Consider the following 16,752-nt stretch of genomic DNA (forward strand, 5'->3'; position numbering starts at 1 on the left):
GTGGCATCCTTCGACCGGCGCGACGTGACCGGAAGGGATTGCCGACGTGCGGGTCGGACGGGAACAGCAGCGTGACGAGTTACGGGAATGGGTGCGCGGGGGTGCGCACGGCGGCGGCGCTCACGGGGCCTGCCTGATGGTGGAGGGCGAGCCCGGCGCGGGCCGGACCGCCTTCGTACGGGAGGCACTGGTGCTGGCGGCGGCGCTGGGCTGCCGGGTGCGGTACGCGGCGGCCGACGCGCTCGCGGCGGACCTGCCGCTGCGTGCCGCACTGGACTGCGTGCACCCTTCGGGCCCGGCCCGGGCCGCCGTCGTCGCGCTGCTGCGGGAGGCCGAGCGGGCGGCGGCACCCGGCGGCGCCCTGCTGGCGGCGATGGACCTGCTGGTGGCCGGGGTCGAGGAGTGGTGCGCGCAGCGGCCGCTGCTGCTGGTACTGGACGACCTGCACTGGGCGGATACGGCCAGTCTGCTCCTGTGGCGGCGCCTGGCCCGCACGGCGGCGGCAGGGCGGCTCCCGCTGCTGCTGGCGGCGACCAGGCGGCCGCTGCCCCGCCGGCCCGGGGCGCAGCGGCCGTGCGCGGCGCCACATGGACACACGGTCCGGCTGGAGCCGCTGACCGCGGCGGAGTCGGCCGAGCTGGTCCACGGCTTGCTGGGGGCGCCGCCCGGGCCGCGGCTGCGGGAGGCGGCGGAGCAGGCGGGCGGCAATCCCCGGTTGCTGCGGGACCTGCTCGCCCAGTGGTCCGGGCTCGTCCGGGTCGAGGGCGGCTGCGCCGAACTGTCCGTTGCGGTGGCCGAGTTGCCGCCGCCGCCCGCTTCCCTGGCGCACGGGCCCGACTTCCTCTCCGGCCCGGCGCGCACCACCCTGCGGCATGCGGCGCTGCTGGGCCCGGCGTTCACCGCGCGCGAGCTGGCCCTCGTACAGGCCAGGCCCGCACGGGAGTTGCTCGCGGATCTGGAGGAGCCGCTGCTGGCGGGGCTGCTGGAGGACATCGGGGACCGGCTGCGCTTTCGCCATCCGGCGCTGCGGCGGGCGCTGTACGCGCAGACGCCGGGGGCCCTGCGCACGGCCCTGCATCAGGACGCCGCGCGGGCCTTCGCCGAGGCGGGGCTGGCCCCGGCCCGGATCGCCGGGCAGCTGCTGTGCGCCGGCCGGCTGAGCCCCTGGGCGGTGCGCTGGCTCGCCGCTTCGGCGCCGGCGCTGATCGCCGAGGCCCCGGGCGTCGCGGCCGAGCTGCTGGAGCGGGCCGTGGCACAGGGCGATCCGCGGGAGCGGGAGACCCTGGAGGCACTGGAGGAGCAGCTGGCGGACGCGGCACTGATGCTGCGGCGAACGGAGTCCGCGGCCCTCCTCGACGCGCTGCGGGCCCGGACCACGGATGCCGACCGGCGGGCGGCGGTGGACTTCAAGCTGGTCTCGGCGCTGATGATCCAGGGGGACATGGACCGTTCCCTGGCGGTGACCGAGCGGGCCCTGGCGGAGGAGTTCCCCTCGGCCGTCTGGCGGCTTCGGCTGGAGGCCTGCCGGGTGCTGGCGCTGGCCGATCTGCACCGGCCGGCCGAGGCGTTCGCGCTGGCCGGGCCGGTGGTGGCGGGCGCTCGGCGGCTGGGCGATCCGCTGTGCGCGGCGGAGGCCCATCACGCGATGTCGTTCGCGCTGTTCCACCTGGGGCGCGGCCGGGACTCGCTGCACCACGTCGCGGAGGGGATCGCGTACGCGCGGCGCAGTCCGGCGGCCAACGACATGCGGCTGCTGCTGCTGGCGAACCAGGCGGAGGGCCACCTGCGCTTCGACGAGCCGGAGACCGTGGCGGCGGCCCTGCGGGAGGCGCGGGAGCTGGCGGCCGCGACCGGCTCGACGGGGCGGCTGGTGGTGACCGAGGCCCGGCTCGCCGAGTTCCACTACCGGCTCGGTGACTGGGACGAAGCCGTGTCCGGCGTGGCCAGGGCGCGTGCGCTGCCGGTGTCCGACGGATGGCTTCCGGTGGTGGTGCACGGGCTGCGGGCGCTGGTACTGGGCCACCGCGACGAGCGGGAGGCGGCGGGCGCGGAGCTCGCGGAGCTGCCGGCCGACGCCTTCGGTACGCCCGCGGCACGCCGGTACGCCTCCCACGTGCTGCTGGCCCGGGCCCTGTTGGCGGAGCGGGACGGCCGCCCGGCCGACGCGCTGCGCGCGCTGCTGCCCGAGCTGGCCGATGACGCGCGGGACGCGGTGTCGTACGAGCGCCCCTGGGTGCTGTCGGAGATCGTCCGGCTCGCCCTGGAGAGCGCGCAGACGGGTACGGCGCGGGAGGCGGTGGCGGCGTGCGGGCGCGTGGCGGCGGCGCTGCCCGGCTACCCGGGTCCGGCGCTGGCCCTGCTGCGCTGCCGGGGCCTGTTCGCGCAGGATCCGGAGCTGCTGGCGCAGGCCGTGGCGCACGGGGAGCGCGGCGGGTGGCCGCTGGTGCTGGGTCACACCCTGGAGGACCTGGCGGTGGCCCGGGCCTGGCACGGCGATCTGGCGGGGTCCCGGTCGGCGCTGACGCGCGCGGTTGCGGCGTACGAGGACCTGGGCGCCCGGTGGGACATCGCCCGGGCCGATGCCCGGCTGCGGAGCCTGGGGGTGCGCCGCGGCAGCCGGTCGGCGCGGCGGCGGCCGGCGAACGGCTGGGAGGCGCTGACCCCGGCCGAGCTGAAGGTGGCGCTGCTGGTGGCGCAGGGCCGTTCGAATCCGGAGATCGCGAGCGCGCTGTTCCTGTCGCGCAGGACGGTGCAGACGCACGTGTCGCACATCCTGGCCAAGCTCCAGGTCCGCTCCCGTGCGGCGGTGGCGGCTCAGGCGGCGGCCCGTCCCGAGGGTGCGCCGGGTCCGTAGCCGGGCATGGCGGCGCGCAGCGCCCGTAAGGCGTAGTACGTACGGGACTTCACGGTCCCGGGGGGAACTCCGAGCACCTGGGCGGCCTCGCAGACGGAGGCTCCGCGGAAGTAGATCTGCACCAGCACGGCGCGGTGCTCGGGGCTGAGCAACAGCAGGGCTCCGTGCAGGTCCAGGGAGGTGACGGCCTCCTCGGTGCGGTCGTCGGCGGCCGGCGAGTGCTCCAGGGCGTCCGGCCCGACCTCGGCGGGGCGTACCTGGCGGGCCCGCCGGGCGTCGATGGCCAGGCGCCGGCCGACGGTGTAGAGCCAGGGCCGCACGGAGGCGTGGGCGCTCTCCAGCGCCTCGGGGTGGGTCCAGGCGCGGAAGAGCGTCTCCTGGAGGAGGTCCTCGGCGCGCTGCCGGTCGCCGAAGGTCAGGCCGAGGAGGAAGCCGTAGAGGGCCTTGCCGTGCTCGCTGTGCAGCCGGGCGAGGGCGTGTGCGTCGGTGCGACGGGTGAGGGTGCTGGTCACGGGGTGCCCCTTCCAGGTCGGATGACCTGAGCGTGACGGAGCCGTGCCGTGGAGTTATCCGCCGCTTGGCGTATCCCGCCCCGCCGGTCGCCGACCGGTCGGTCGGACGAGCCGAACGGTCGACCGGCTCCGCCGGGGGCTGTGGTGCGCGCCGCGCGCGAACGCCGACCCACGGACGGTCCCGGGACGGGCCGCGCCCCGGGAAACGGGCGTGGCCCCCGGGACCGTCCGTGGGGACGGGCCCGGGGGCCACGGGAGGAAGAGCGGGGGAACTAGCTCCAGCTGGCGTGCAGCGGCTTGCCCTCGGCGTAGCCCGCGGCCGACTGGACGCCGACCACGGCGTTCTCCTCGAACTCCGCGAGGGATCCGGCGCCGGCGTAGGTGCACGAGGACCGGACACCCGCGATGATCGAGTCGATCAGGTCCTCGACGCCCGGACGGGCCGGGTCGAGGAACATGCGCGAGGTGGAGATGCCCTCCTCGAACAGACCCTTGCGGGCCCGGTCGTAGGCCGACTCCTCGCTCGTACGGTTCTGCACCGCACGCGCGGAGGCCATGCCGAAGGACTCCTTGTAGAGGCGGCCCTCGGCGGACTGCTGGAGGTCGCCCGGGGACTCGTACGTACCGGCGAACCAGGAGCCGATCATGACGTTCGACGCGCCGGCGGCCAGGGCCATCGCCACGTCGCGCGGGTGACGGACGCCGCCGTCGGCCCACACGTGCTTGCCGAACTTCTTGGCCTCGGCCGCGCACTCCAGCACCGCGGAGAACTGCGGGCGGCCCACGCCGGTCATCATGCGGGTGGTGCACATGGCGCCGGGGCCCACACCGACCTTGATGATGTCCGCGCCGGCCTCGATCAGGTCGCGCACGCCCTCGGCGGCGACGATGTTGCCGGCCACGATCGGGACCTGCGGGTCCAGCGCGCGGACGGCCCTGATCGCGTTGATCATCGATTCCTGGTGGCCGTGCGCCGTGTCGATGACGAGCGTGTCCACGCCCGCGTCGAGCAGCTGCTTGGCCTTGGCCACGAAGTCGCCGTTGATGCCGACGGCGGCCGCGATGCGCAGCCTGCCGTTGGCGTCGGTGGCCGGGGTGTACAAGGTCGCGCGCAGCGCGCCCTTGCGGGTGAGGATGCCGACGAGCTTGCCGTCCTTGTCGACGGCCGGTGCCAGCTTGCGGTGGCCTGCGTCGAGCTTGTTGAAGGCCTCGCGCGGGTCGATGTCGGCGTCGATGAGCAGCAGCTCCTTCGACATGACCTCGGAGAGCTGGGTGAAGCGGTCCACGCCGGTGAGGTCGTGGTCGGTGACGACGCCGACCGGGCGGCCCTCGCCGTCGACGACGACGCCGGCGCCGTGGGCGCGCTTGGGCAGCAGGGACAGCGCGTCGGCGACTGTCTGGGTGGGCGCCAGCGTGATCGGGGTGTCGAGCACGAGGTGGCGGGTCTTCACCCAGGAGATGACGTCGGTGACGACCTCGATCGGGATGTCCTGCGGGATGACGACGATGCCGCCGCGGCGGGCGACCGTCTCGGCCATCCGGCGGCCCGCGATGGCGGTCATGTTCGCCACGACGAGGGGAATGGTGGTGCCGGTGCCGTCGGGCGCGGAAAGGTCGACGCCCTGACGGGAACCGACCGCGGAGCGGCTCGGCACCATGAACACATCGTCGTACGTCAGGTCGTACGGCGGCTTCTGGTCATTGAGGAAACGCACGTGCTGAACATCCCAGTCGATCGGAGGTACCCCGACCTGTCAGCCGAGGAAACGCACGTACTTCATTCTCCCACGACCTGCCGTTTACACGGTCCGGGCCGATCGTCCAGGACATACCGGGCCGTGTGGTCGGTTCCTACAGGACCTTGGTCCCGGGCGCGCGCGGGATGCGCCGGACGGGCGGAGACTGGAGACCGGAGAAGGGGAGTGGGGAGAGGAAACGCAGGCTCCAGGTCTCCGAGGAGAGGCGTCCCGACATGCGACGCAGTCCCGCCCGTGCGTTGGCCGCGGCACTGCTGCTCGTCCTCGCGTCGGCTCCGGCCGCCGCCTCGGCCCCGGTTGACCAGGCTCCGCCGCCCGCGGCGGTCTCCGCCCGGTACGGGGACGACTGCCCGCAGGAGGGTCTCGGCCCCGAGCTGACCGCCAAGCTGGACCAGGCCATCGAGCGCACCCGGAAAGAGGCCGGCGTACCCGGAGTGATCGTCGGGCTGTGCCTGCCCGGTCGGGGCAGCTACATCCGTGCCACCGGCGTCGCCGACACCGCCACGGGCCGGCCGATGCAGACCGGCCTGCTCATGCGCATCGCCAGCGTGACCAAGACGTTCACGGTCACCGCAATACTCGAACTGGTCGACGACGGCCTCGTCGGACTCGACGACCCGATCTCCAAGTACGTCGCCGGCGTCCCCGACGGCGGCCGTATCACCCTGCGGCAGATGGCCGAGATGCGCAGTGGCCTGTACCCGTACACCGCCGACCCCGACTTCGTGCAGGCGCTGGTCGCCGGCCCCGAGCGCCAGTTCACACCGCAGGAACTGCTCGCCTACGCCTTCCGGCACCCCAACACCTCCGGGCCCGGGGAGAAGTTCCAGTACTCCAACACCAACACCGTCCTGCTCGGCCTGGTGGTGGAGAAGGTGAGCGGGCTCAGCCTGGCCGACTTCATCGACAAGCGGGTCGACGGCCCCGCGCACCTGCGCCGCACGCTGTTCCCGCTCGCGGCCGAGTTCCCGTCCCCTCACGCACACGGCTACACCGATCTGACCCCGACCGGCGCGAAAACCGACGCCACGGACTGGAATCCGAGCTGGGGGTGGGCGGCCGCCGCGATGATCTCCGACCTGGACGACCTCCGGCGCTGGGCTCAGGTCCTCGCCACCGGCACGCTCCTGTCCCCCGCCACCCAGGCGGAGCGGCTGAAGATGCTCCCCACCGGCATTCCCGGCAACGACTACGGGCTCGGCATCTTCGACAACCACGGATGGATCGGGCACAACGGCTCGCTGCCCGGATACGAGAGCGTGAGCGTCTACCTCCCCTCCGATCGGGCGACCCTGGTCATCCTGATCAACACCGACATCCACCACGAGGGCAGCGAGCCGAGCACGCTCATCGCCAAGACGATCACCGGCATCGCGACCCCGGACAACGTGTACGACATCCAGCCCCAGGACTGAGCGGTCATCCCCGCACGGCCGCCCGGACGGCCTGCGCCGTACGCCGGTGCACCGGACCGCTGCGTTGCGCCAGCGGGAGGACCGAGCCGCCGTGCCGGACCGCCGTGAACTCGGCGGCTATGGCCAGGGCCGTCTCCTCGGGGGTCGCGCCGCCCAGGTCGAGGCCGATCGGGGAGCGCAGCCGGTCCAGGGCGGCCTGCGGCACTCCTTCCTCGCGCAGGCGCGCGGCCCGTTCGGCGTGGGTGCGCCGCGATCCCATGGCGCCGACGTAGGCGAGTGGCAGCCGCAGGGCGAGCGCGAGCAGGGGTACGTCGAACTTGGCGTCGTGGGTGAGGACGCACACGGCGGTACGGGAGTCCAGCCGGCCCGCGTCCCGCTCCCCGGCCAGGTGCCGGTGCGGCCAGTCCACGACCACCTCGTCGGCGTCGGGGAAGCGGGCCGGGGTCGCGAAGACGGGCCGGGCGTCGCACACGGTGACGCGGTGGCCGAGGAAGGCGCCGATCCGCGCCAGGGCCGCGGCGAAGTCGATGGCTCCGTAGACGATCAGCCGGGGCGGTTCGGCGGCCGATTCGACCAGCAGGGTCAGCGGCTCTCCGCACAGTCCGCCGGCCGTGCCGAGCTCGACGGTGCCGGTGCGCCCGGCCAGCAGCAGCGCCCTGACCTGCCCGGTGGCGGCCCGGTCCAGCTCCGCGCCCGCACCCAGGGTGCCCTCGTGCGATCCGTCGGCGTGCACGGCGAGAGCCCGGCCGAGCTGGGACTGGGGGCCGCGGACCACCCGGGCCAGCGCGGCCCGCGTCCCGCCGGCGGCGGCGTCGAGCACCGAGCCGAGGACCGGGCGCACCGGGTCGCGCCCGCGCACCGGCGTGACCAGGACGTCCAGGACTCCCCCGCAGGTGAGACCCACGGCGAAGGCGTCGTCGTCGCTGTAGCCGAAGCGGTGCAGGCCGCCCTGGCCGGATTCGATCGCGTCGAGGCACAGCTCGTGCACGGCGGACTCCACGCAGCCTCCGGAGATGGAGCCGAGCGCGGTGCCCCGGTCGTCGACGGCGAGTGAGGCGCCCGGTCCGCGTGGCGCGCTGCCGCTGACGGAGACGACGGTGGCCAGGGCGAATTCCCGGCGCGCGGCACACCACGCGCGTAGCTCGTCGGCTATGTCGAGCATCAGCGGATGTACTCACGGCGCGGGGTCTGGCCGGGAATGAGCGGCCGGGGCGGCATGACGGCGGGAGCCGACGGCCGGGGGAGGGTCGGCCGGGCCGCGGCGGCGGACCGGGTGGCGGCGGAGCGGGCGACTCCGGTGTAGGCGTCGTGCACCGGGTCGCGCGCGCCCAGGAGTTTCGCGGCGTGGGCGACGCTGGCCAGGGTGGCGTGGTGGTGCCAGCCGCGGAAGGAGCGGCCCTCGAAGTCCCGGATCCCCACGGGTTCGCAGGTCTCGGCGAAGTCGAGGGAGACGCGGTCGGTGAGCTTGGCGAGCAGGAACAGCTGGGCGAGGGGCCGGTCGCCGATGTTGGTGATCCAGAACTCGGAGGGCAGCAGGGCGGCTTCGGTCCAGGCTCCCACCAGCAGCAGCGGGGTCGACGGTACGGGTGCCGGCCGGTCCTCGCTGGGGGTGGCGAGGATGGTGGCCGAGGTCAGCAGGGTCACCGCGCCTTCGGCCCGGCCGTGCCGGGTCCATTCGACGACGCGGCGCTGGGAGCGCAGGGAGTCGATGAGCTCGCGGGCGGGCGCGGTGTGGGGGCCCGGCTTGTGGCGGCCGGCACCACCGAAGGAGACGGGCAGCGAGCCGTCGACCTTGAAGACGAAGGGGATGTCCTGCAGGGCGAAGGACTCGATGCTCTGCGGGAGGTCGCCGTTGGCGACTTCCATCACCACGGGCCGGCGCTGGAGTTGCCAGCTGGCGGCCATGCGCTGGACGGCGTGTACGGCGTCCTGGGCGGGGGTGAGGGAGCGGGCCGTGTCGGGGATTCCGGCCCTGCGGCGGCGCAGGAGTTCGCTGGTCCAGGGCCCGGGGAGGGTGAGGGTCCATTCGACCGGGAAACTCGCCTCGCTGGAGGCGAGCCAGATCCCGCTGGCCTGCTGACAGTTGGCGGTGCGGCCGAGCTGGGGGACGAACTGCCGGCCGACACCGACCGAGCGGTCACCCGCCTTCTCTATGACCATGGGCTGGAGCACCCAGGCCAGCGGGCGCTGCGCGGTGCGTTCGAGGTGCTGGGCGAGGGAGCGGCGGACCGGGGTCCAGTCCCAGGGGGACTTGCTGATGAACTGCTGAAGACTCTGCTCGACGGAACTGGCTCCTGTTCCGGCGATGTTACGGATGGTTTTCTTTCCGGTGGTCCGCACCAGGCCGTTCAGATAAACGCGGGCCCAGTTTCGCTGGTCCCGCCGGGGTAAGGACTCGAAGAGAAGAGAGATCAGGACGTCGATCAATTCGGAGATTTCCTTCGTGGAATCCTCCGGCAGGACTACGCGAGCCATCTGGGCCTCCCCCGCGACCAGCTAGATCCAATACCCTACTTTACCGCGGAGAACGGCCGTAGGCCCCGGCGGCTACTTCCTGAGGTCGCTGGCAGTATCGAGCCGCTCTTCCTCTACCACGAGTGGGATGGGGATCTGGTTCGCCGCATAGTAGAGCGCGATCAGGAAGTGTGCGACAAGCGTGAGCGGTGCGGAGAAGAACGCGAGGAGCACGGTCAGGGGGTAGGCGATGGCGCCGAGGCCGAAACGCACCCTGGTCGCCCGCGCACCTTCCTTGTCGACCTGCTCGTGGAAGAGGTGCCCGACCTGGGTGACGTACCACCAGAAGGCCAGGAACGCCAAGGCGTAGGCCACGGTGACGAGACTGTAGAGCACGGCCGCGGCGTTGGCCGAACCGCCTTCCTCCATGAGGTGCTCGGCGAGCACATTGGTCGTGTACGGAATCACCGACACCACCATCAGCACCAGGAGATTCAGGAACAACAGAGGGCGGTCGACGCGCTTGAGGTGACTGAAGATGGTGTGGTGATTCACCCACATCACACCGATAATGAGGAAACTCACCACGTACGCGGCGTAATGCGGCCACTGTTCACGGACCCCGTGCCAGAAATCGGATCCCGTTTCCTCCGGAACCTTCAATTCCAGGACGAGGATCGTAATGATGATGGCGAATACGCCATCACTGAATGCCTCGACCCGTCCGGTTTCGCGTTCCATGGCCTCCCCTTCGCCACTGCATATATCTACGACTCGCGCATACGGGGAGGGCGTACGTCCCCCGCCCTCCCCGCACACGCTACCCAGATTCCGGCCGTCAGCCGCCGAATCCGGCAGTCTGCCGCCAGATTCGGCCATCGCGGACGACAAGTGTCCCGAACGCGTGCTCCGGTTCACCGTTCAGGTTCATGATCGCCCGGTAGAAGATGGTGTCGTCCGTCTCGATGTACTCCTGGAGTTCCACCAGCGTGGGCTTCACGGTGAGATAGCCGGTGAACGTCTCGCGAACGGCGTCGATGCCCACCGAGACCCCCTCGAAGCGCAACAGCACCGCGTCGTCGGTGTAGTTCTTCATGACCGCCTCGATGTCCAGGGCGGCCAGCGCTTCCATCTGGCGGACGAACACCGGGTGCAGCTTGGAGATGTCGTACTTGGCCATGTCGACTCCGTTCATTCAACTGGTGGAGGAACTGCTGGAGGGGCTGGTCGGGGAACTGGTCGATGTGGGTGTTTCGGCAGGTGAGGCGCAGGACTGGGCGCTCCCGGCGAACGGCAGCCGCACGACCATCCGGGTCTCGCCCGGGCGCGAGCGGGCCGTGATCGACCCGTGGTGCCGCTGGGTCACGATGCGGTAGCTGAGGTGCAGCCCCAGGCCCGTGCCCTTGCCCACGTCCTTGGTCGTGTAGAAGGGTTCGAAGATCCGCGGCAGGGATTCCTCCGGGATTCCGCGGCCCGTGTCGGTGATCTCCACGACCATGCAGACGCCTTCGGCGCGGGCGCGCAACGTGAGCACGCCGGCCCCTTCCATGGCCTCGGCGGCGTTGTCGACCAGGTTGGTCCACACCTGGTTCAACTCGCTCGGATAGCCCGTCAGTTCGGGCAGGTCCGGCTCGTACGCGCGCACGATGCTGATCCCGGCGAGCTTGGCACGCAGCACGACCAGCGTGTTCTCCAGACCGTCGGTCACCGGGAAGCGCTGTTCGGGCGCGCGGTCGAGATTGGCGTAATCCCGGGTGGCGGAGACGAGTTGGGAGATGCGCGGGCCGGCCGCCCGTAGTTCCGCGGCGAGCGAGCGGATCTCCAGCAGCGCCGCCAGGTGGTCCAGGGCGACGGCGAGGGCGGGCTCGCCGACGCCCTCCAGCCGCTCCAGCAGCCAGCCCAGCTCCAGCCCGAGGTCCGCCACTCCCGAGCCGAGCAGGCCGGACCGTTCGGTGCCCGCCTCCTCCGCCCAGTCGGCGATCTCCTCCTCGGCGTCGGCCTGGGCGAGCGGGTCGGTGATGTCCGGCGGCGGCAGCTTGTCCAGTTCCTCCGCGAGCCGGTCGAAGACGGAGCGCTCCGCGCCGCTGGCGGCCGCGCCCCAGGCCTGGGCGGTGCGGGTGAGCCGGTCGAGGGCGGGAGCCAGCTCCTGCGCGGCCCGGGCCACGGCGGCCGCCGGGTTGTTCAGCTCGTGGGCCAGGCCCGCGGCGAGGGTGCCGAGCGCCTCCACGGTGGCCCGCTTGCGGGCCTGCACCTCGGAGGACTTGATCCGCCAGGCCAGTACGGGGATCAGTACGGCGGCCACCCCGTGGCAGCGGGTCAGCATCTCGAAGAAGACCGGCTTCGCGTAGGCCACGACGGTGGTCGACGGCCCGCTCGCCGCCGCGGTGGCCACGTAGGAGCCCTCGGTCAGCAGCGGCAGTTCGCCGGTGAACCGGTGGGCGGCCGACGGTTTGCCGTCGTGGTCCTCGGCGGAGGCGCTCTCCTCCTCGGTGGAGTGCCGGGTGAGCACCTCCTCCCGGCCGTCGACGACCTTGGTGACGACCAGCCCGCCCGAGAGCAGGACGTGGAAGCCGGTCGCCTCCTCGCCGTCCCGGAAGAGCACCTCGCCGTCGGCGAGCACCCGGGGCTCGGAGACCGAGACCAGCCAGTCCAGCTGGTCCTCGGTGATACCGGCGAAGATCTCCAGCCCGCGCAGCGCGGACCTCAGTTCCAGGGCGTTCACGCGGGACTCCCCTCGGCCCGGGTGCGGGCGGCGAGCCGCAGGGTGACCAGCAGGGCCAGCGCGCACACCCCGGCGACGGCGGCCATGAAGCCGACCGAGGTGCGGTGCAGCCCGTGGATGTTGGTGAGCATCCCGGCGAGGACCGCCGGCACGCTCATCGCGAGGTACGCGAAGACGTATACGGCAGCGGTCAGTTCGCCGCGGTGCGCGGGGTCCGCGAGCGCGCTCAGCGCCCGGAAGGAGCCGAGGAAGGCGGCGCCCCAGCCGCTGCCGAGGACCGCCGTGGCCACCAGGAACACGGCGGCCGAGCCGAGACCCAGCGCGAGCAGGACCAGGGCGAGCCCGGCGAGCAGTCCGCACAGCCCGAGCACGGCCGTGTGCAGGGCCTCGGTGCGGCCCAGCATCAACTGGGCCGCGGTGGCGGCGCCCGCGAGGAGTGCGACCGTGGCGCCGCCGACGAGGTAGTTGGTCGACTCCAGGAGCGAGAGGGCCAGGTGCGGGCCCAGCGAGAGGTAGAAGCCGCCCACGGACCAGACGGCGACGATGGTCAGGACGAGGACGGCGAACCGGCCGCGGGCGCCGGCCGGCACGTGAATCCGGTGCGGGACCACCCGGAAGCGGCCACCCGCCCCCGGTGCGCTCTCGCGCATCCGGACCACGCCGACCAAGGTCACGGCGAAGGCCCCGACCAGCAGCAGGTAGCTCAGTACGGTCGGCGCGGGCGCGTACTGGACGAGGAGGCCGGCCCCGATCCCGCCGAGCCCGATCCCCACGGTCGGCCCGGCGCTGTTGACCTGGGCGCCGAGCGCGGGCCGGGACACGGGGCTGAGTTCCAGCAGGGCGGCGCCCATCGCCCCGGTGGCCAGGCCCACGGCGAGCCCCTGCACGGCGCGGGCGGCGAGCAGCAGCCCGAGCCCCTGGGCCGAGGCGAACAGGCCCATCGAGACGATCGCGAGGAGCAGGCCGGCGGCCAGCACCGGGCGCCTGCCGAGGGTGTCGGACAGCGACCCGAACAGCAGGAGCCCGGCGAGCACGGTGACCGCGTACAGCGCGAACACCACCGTGATCATGCCGGAGGACAGGTCCCACTTCTCCTGGTAGAGCACGTAGAGGGCGGAGGGCACGGAGGAGGAGAGCATCAGCAGGACGAGGACCGCGCCCACCACCCAGAAGCCGGAACCTCTGGGCGCACTGGCCGCTGGTGCGGCTGGGTGCACGCTGACTCCCGTGGTCGTTTTCGACATGTCGGCCACTGCTTGCTCAACTCCCCCGTGATGGACCCCGCGTGGGACCCGTGATGACGGTCAGGCGAGGGCCTGGGCCCTCGCCAGCGCGCGGGCCGTGAGCACCCCCGCGAGGTGGCCGAGGTATTCGGCCGAGGTGCCGCGCCCGGGGACGAAGAGCTCCCGGGGCTCGGCGCGGAACGCCGCGAGTACGGCGTCCGTGGTGTACGGGCCCCCGCGCAGCCGGTCCTCGACCGCGCGCAGCCGCAGCGGGCGGGCGGTGGCTCCGGTGACGGCGATGCGCGGTCCGTCGGGGGTGATCCGTACGGCGGTGGCGCACACCGGGTAGCGGGTGGCCCGGTCGGCGGTCTTCTCGAAGGCGGCGGCCCGTCCCGCGGCGGGCACCAGCAGGGCGGTGACGACCGTGCCGGCGGGTGCGCCGGCGGCCGCGAACTCCTCGGCGGGTACGGTCGACCGCCCGCCGGGACCGGCGAGTTCGACCTCGCCGTCGGCGGCGATGGCGGCGACCGGCAGGTCGGTGGCCCGGCCGCCGGCGGCGAGGTTGCCGCCGACGGTACCGAGGTTGCGGACCTGGGGGTCGCCGTTGGCGCGGGCCGCGGCGGCCAGTTCCGGTGCCCCGGCGAGCACCAGCGGGTCGGCGGAAAGCTCGGCGAGCGTGGTGAGGGATCCGATCCGCAGCCGCGGTCCGTCGGGGGTGCGCGTGATGCCCCGCAGCTCCTCCAGCCGCCGGATGTCGACGAGCAGCCCGGCCTGGTCGGCGCCGGCACGCAGGTCGGGCAGCAGGCTCTGGCCTCCTGCCAGTACCCGGGCGCCGCGCGTCCCGGACAGCAGGGTGAGCGCCTCGTCGAGGCCCGCGGGCCGGACGTAGTCGAATTCGGTGAGGATCACTGGGCTTCCCCTCTCAGGCGGCGCCAGACCTTCTCGGGGGTGAGCGGCATGTCGATGTGCGTGACGCCCAGGTCGGAGAGGGCGTCGACGACGGCGTTGACGACGGCCGCGGCGGGCGGGACGGTGGCGATCTCGCCGGCGCCCTTGGCGCCGAGCGGGTTGTGCGGGCTGGGCGTGCACGTCTTGTCGAGGGAGAAGAACGGCGCGTCGGTGGCGCGCGGCAGGGCGTAGTGGTTCAGGTCGGCGCTGACGAGCAGCCCGTTCTCGTCGTACTCGGCGGCCTCCATGAGGGCCTGGCCGAGCCCGTGGACGATGCTGCCCTCGATCTGGCCGAGGACCACCTTCGGGTTGCCGATGTTCCCGGCGTCGTCGACCGCGGTGTAGGCGACGACCTCGGTCTCGCCCGTCAGCTCGTCCACCTCGACGACCGCGACGTGGGTCCCGAAGGGGTAGTTGAAGTCCGGCGGGTCGAAGTGGGTGGTCTCGTCGAGCGCGGGCTCGATCTCCGGGGGCAGACCCCAGCCGTACCACATGGCCATCGCCAGCTCGGCGAAGGTCTTGGTGTTCTCCGCGTTGCCCTCCTCGAAGACCTTGCCGCCCTCGTAGACGACCTTGTCCTCGGGGATGCCCAGGAAGACCGCGCCGGCCTTGACCAGCTTGGCCTTGATCTTCCGGGCGGTGAGGGCGACGGCGGGCGCGGCCATGCTGTAGGAGCGCGAGCCGTAGGTGCCCTGTCCGTACGGGGCCTTCAGCGTGTCCCCCTCGTACACCTGGACCTGGGCCGGGTCGATGCCGAGCTCGTCGGCGGCGACCTGCGCGAAGACGGTGCCGTGGCTCTGGCCGGTGGAGGCGGAACCGACGGTGACGGTGACCTCGCCGGTCGGGTGGACGCGGACGTTCGCGCTCTCCCAGGTGCCGCCGAGCATGCCCTCCTTGGACATCCGGGTGGAGGGGCCGACCCCGCAGATCGCGACGTACGTGGCGATGCCGACGCCCAGGCGCTTGCCGCGGGTGCGGGCCTCCGCCTTGCGTGCGGGCATGTCGGCGTAGCCCGACAGCTCGATGGCCCGGTCGAAGTTCAGCTGGTAGTTCCCGGAGTCGTAGGTCCAGCCGAGGCCGTTGTCGTACGGGAACTTCTCCGTCGGCACCAGGTTCTTGCGCCGCACCACCGCCGGGTCCATGCCGATCTCGGAGGCGTACCGGTCGACCAGGCGTTCCATGAGGAAGGCGGCCTCGGCGCGCCCGCTGCCGCGCTGGGCGCCGAGCGAGACGGTGTTGGTGAAGGCGGCGTAGACCTCGCAGAAGGCGGCGTCGATGTCGTACATCCCGCTGATGGAGCGGCCCATCAGGGCGGTGGCGACGCCGGGGCCGATCGTCGAGGGGTACGCGCCGAGGTTGGCGTAGCTCGTGCAGCGCACGGCGGTGATGCGGCCGTCGCGGGTGCCGGCGAGGACGACGTGCTGGCGGTGGTCGCGGCCCTGCACGGTGGAGTTCATCAGCCCGGTACGGGTGTCCACCCACTTCACGGGCCGGCCGAGCGCCTTGGACAGCAGCAGGACCAGCGCCATGTCGGGGTACAGGTACCCCTTGGTGCCGAAGCTGCCGCCGACGGTCGGGGCGATCACCCGGAGTTTGTTGAAGGGGATGCCGAGGACCAGCGCGGAGAGCAGGAAGCGGTGGTTGTGCGGTCCCTGGGTGGAGGCGTAGAGGGTGTACTCGCCGGTGGCGGCGTTGTAGTCCCCGACCGCTCCGCGCGGCTCGATGGGGCTGTTGATGGTGCGCTGGTTCACGAGGTCGAGCTCGACGGTGACCTCGGCCTCGGCGATGGCCGCGTCGGTGCGGTCCTTGTCGCCGCAGGTCCAATACGCGTTCAGATTGCCCGGGACGGCCTCGTGCAGCTGGGGCGCGCCCTCGGCGAGCGCCTCGTCGGCCCGGGTCACCACGGGCAGCGGCTCGTACTCGACGGCGATGGCGGCCAGCGCGGCGGCGGCCTGGCGCGGGGTCTCGGCGACCACCACGGCGATGGGGTCGCCGACGTGGCGCACGGTGTCGCCGGTGAGGACCGGGCGGGCGCCGGGAAGTCCGTAGGGGTGGGGCGGGAAGTGGCTCTCGACCCCGCCGGGTATCCAGATGCACGGCAGCGGCATGACGTCGGTGAAGTCGGCGGCGGTGGCCACCTTCAGCACGCCGGGCAGCTGCTCCGCCGCCTTCGTCTCGATGGAGAGGATCTTCGCGTGGGCGACCGGGCTGCCCAGGATGGCCATGTGGGCCGTGCCCGGCAGGTCGATGTCCCCGACGTACGTGGCCTCGCCGCGCAGGAGCTGCGGGTCCTCGCGGCTGTCCAGCGGCTTGCCGAGGATGCCGTTCTCCTGGAGAGCGCTCTCCCCCGTCGCTGTGGTCATGTCCCTCACGCCTCCTGTCCGGCAGCGGCGGAGCCGGCGGGCGCTTCGGCGCGGGCGGCCGCGCAGGCCCTCTGCACTCCGCGGACGACGCTGTGGTAGCCGGTGCAGCGGCACAGGTTGCCGGTGAGCCACTCACGGATCTCGGGCTCGGTGGGGGCCTCGCCGCCGGCCGTGCTGTCGACCAGCTCGCCGAGGGCCATGACCATGCCGGGGGTGCAGAACCCGCACTGGGTGCCGTGCTCCTGGCGCAGTGCCTCCTGCAGCCCGGTCAGTTCGCCGCCGGCCGTGGTGACGCCCTCGATGGTGGCGACCTCGGAGCCGGCGGCCGAGGCGGTGAGGATCAGGCAGCTCTTGACCGACCTGCCGTCCAGCTGGACGACGCAGGTGCCGCACTGGCCGGTGTCGCAGCCGACTTTGGTGCCGGTCAGTCCGAGGCCGTCGCGGAGTCGTTCCACGAGCAGTTCGTTCGGCTGCGCCGAGAACTGCTCGGGTCTTCCGTTCACG

General features: G+C 72.7%; 12 protein-coding genes and 1 pseudogene. 2 read left to right on the forward strand and 11 right to left on the reverse strand.

Annotation, left to right across the window (positions count from 1 at the left end; genetic code table 11):
• Positions 1-46: 46 nt before the first annotated feature.
• The gene (locus OG429_RS08310) at positions 47-2,854 is read left to right on the forward strand and encodes an ATP-binding protein (protein WP_328924654.1); all 2,808 of its coding nucleotides are present in this window, start codon (positions 47-49) and stop codon (positions 2,852-2,854) included.
• Here the strand turns inward: OG429_RS08310 and OG429_RS08315 are convergent.
• Together OG429_RS08315 and OG429_RS08320 are read right to left on the reverse strand one after the other, a co-directional pair.
• The gene (locus OG429_RS08315; RefSeq protein WP_328924655.1) at positions 2,815-3,366 is read right to left on the reverse strand and encodes a sigma-70 family RNA polymerase sigma factor; all 552 of its coding nucleotides are present in this window, start codon (positions 3,364-3,366) and stop codon (positions 2,815-2,817) included. The two genes, OG429_RS08310 and OG429_RS08315, sit on opposite strands and share 40 nt — an antisense overlap.
• 272 nt (positions 3,367-3,638) lie before the next feature.
• Positions 3,639-5,081, reverse strand: a complete 1,443-nt coding sequence (locus OG429_RS08320; RefSeq protein WP_328924656.1) for a GuaB1 family IMP dehydrogenase-related protein — start codon at positions 5,079-5,081, stop codon at positions 3,639-3,641.
• A gap of 257 nt (positions 5,082-5,338) precedes the next feature.
• On the opposite strand from OG429_RS08320, the gene OG429_RS08325 reads away from it, so the two are divergent.
• On the forward strand, positions 5,339-6,538 hold the full coding sequence (locus OG429_RS08325) for a serine hydrolase domain-containing protein (protein WP_328924657.1): 1,200 nt from the start codon (positions 5,339-5,341) through the stop codon (positions 6,536-6,538).
• Between the two features lie 4 nt (positions 6,539-6,542).
• Here the strand turns inward: OG429_RS08325 and OG429_RS08330 are convergent, their stop codons facing one another.
• The 9 genes and pseudogenes from OG429_RS08330 to OG429_RS08370 form a co-directional block, all read right to left on the reverse strand.
• Complete coding sequence (locus tag OG429_RS08330) at positions 6,543-7,700, reverse strand: XdhC family protein (protein WP_328924658.1); 1,158 nt, start codon at positions 7,698-7,700, stop codon at positions 6,543-6,545.
• Positions 7,700-9,013 (reverse strand): annotated as a pseudogene (locus OG429_RS08335) (IS701 family transposase). The gene OG429_RS08330 and the pseudogene OG429_RS08335 overlap by 1 nt, the downstream one beginning before the upstream one ends.
• Before the next feature lie 72 nt (positions 9,014-9,085).
• Positions 9,086-9,733 carry a TMEM175 family protein gene (locus tag OG429_RS08340; protein WP_328924660.1) on the reverse strand — a complete coding sequence of 216 codons (648 nt, stop codon included), beginning with the start codon at positions 9,731-9,733 and terminating at the stop codon, positions 9,086-9,088.
• A gap of 97 nt (positions 9,734-9,830) precedes the next feature.
• A complete protein-coding gene (locus tag OG429_RS08345; RefSeq protein ID WP_257557273.1) occupies positions 9,831-10,172 on the reverse strand; it encodes a nuclear transport factor 2 family protein in 342 nt (113 codons plus the stop codon).
• Positions 10,173-10,187: 15 nt separating this feature from the next.
• On the reverse strand, positions 10,188-11,714 hold the full coding sequence (locus OG429_RS08350) for an ATP-binding protein (RefSeq protein WP_328924661.1): 1,527 nt from the start codon (positions 11,712-11,714) through the stop codon (positions 10,188-10,190).
• Entirely contained in the window at positions 11,711-12,958 is a 1,248-nt protein-coding gene (locus OG429_RS08355; protein WP_328924662.1) for an MFS transporter, read from the reverse strand. Before OG429_RS08355 ends, OG429_RS08350 begins: the two co-directional genes overlap by 4 nt.
• A 60-nt stretch (positions 12,959-13,018) precedes the next feature.
• Entirely contained in the window at positions 13,019-13,846 is an 828-nt protein-coding gene (locus tag OG429_RS08360) for an FAD binding domain-containing protein (RefSeq protein ID WP_328924663.1), read from the reverse strand.
• On the reverse strand, positions 13,843-16,248 hold the full coding sequence (locus OG429_RS08365) for a xanthine dehydrogenase family protein molybdopterin-binding subunit (RefSeq protein ID WP_328924664.1): 2,406 nt from the start codon (positions 16,246-16,248) through the stop codon (positions 13,843-13,845). The genes OG429_RS08360 and OG429_RS08365 overlap by 4 nt, the downstream gene beginning before the upstream one ends.
• A 5-nt stretch (positions 16,249-16,253) precedes the next feature.
• The gene (locus tag OG429_RS08370; protein WP_328924665.1) at positions 16,254-16,751 is read right to left on the reverse strand and encodes a (2Fe-2S)-binding protein; all 498 of its coding nucleotides are present in this window, start codon (positions 16,749-16,751) and stop codon (positions 16,254-16,256) included.
• Between the last annotated feature and the right edge of the window lies 1 nt (position 16,752).

This window comes from Streptomyces sp. NBC_00190 (genome assembly GCF_036203305.1).
In the GTDB taxonomy this organism is placed as follows: Bacteria; Actinomycetota; Actinomycetes; order Streptomycetales; family Streptomycetaceae; genus Streptomyces.

Bases quoted from the DNA above. Each gene is read 5' to 3' on its own strand.
- OG429_RS08340 (WP_328924660.1), bottom strand. From the start codon at position 9,733: ATGGAACGCGAAACCGGACGGGTCGAGGCATTCAGTGATGGCGTATTC.
- OG429_RS08365 (WP_328924664.1), bottom strand. From the start codon at position 16,248: ATGACCACAGCGACGGGGGAGAGCGCTCTCCAGGAGAACGGCATCCTC.
- OG429_RS08325 (WP_328924657.1), top strand. From the start codon at position 5,339: ATGCGACGCAGTCCCGCCCGTGCGTTGGCCGCGGCACTGCTGCTCGTC.
- OG429_RS08345 (WP_257557273.1), bottom strand. From the start codon at position 10,172: ATGGCCAAGTACGACATCTCCAAGCTGCACCCGGTGTTCGTCCGCCAG.
- OG429_RS08355 (WP_328924662.1), bottom strand. From the start codon at position 12,958: ATGTCGAAAACGACCACGGGAGTCAGCGTGCACCCAGCCGCACCAGCG.
- OG429_RS08330 (WP_328924658.1), bottom strand. From the start codon at position 7,700: ATGCTCGACATAGCCGACGAGCTACGCGCGTGGTGTGCCGCGCGCCGG.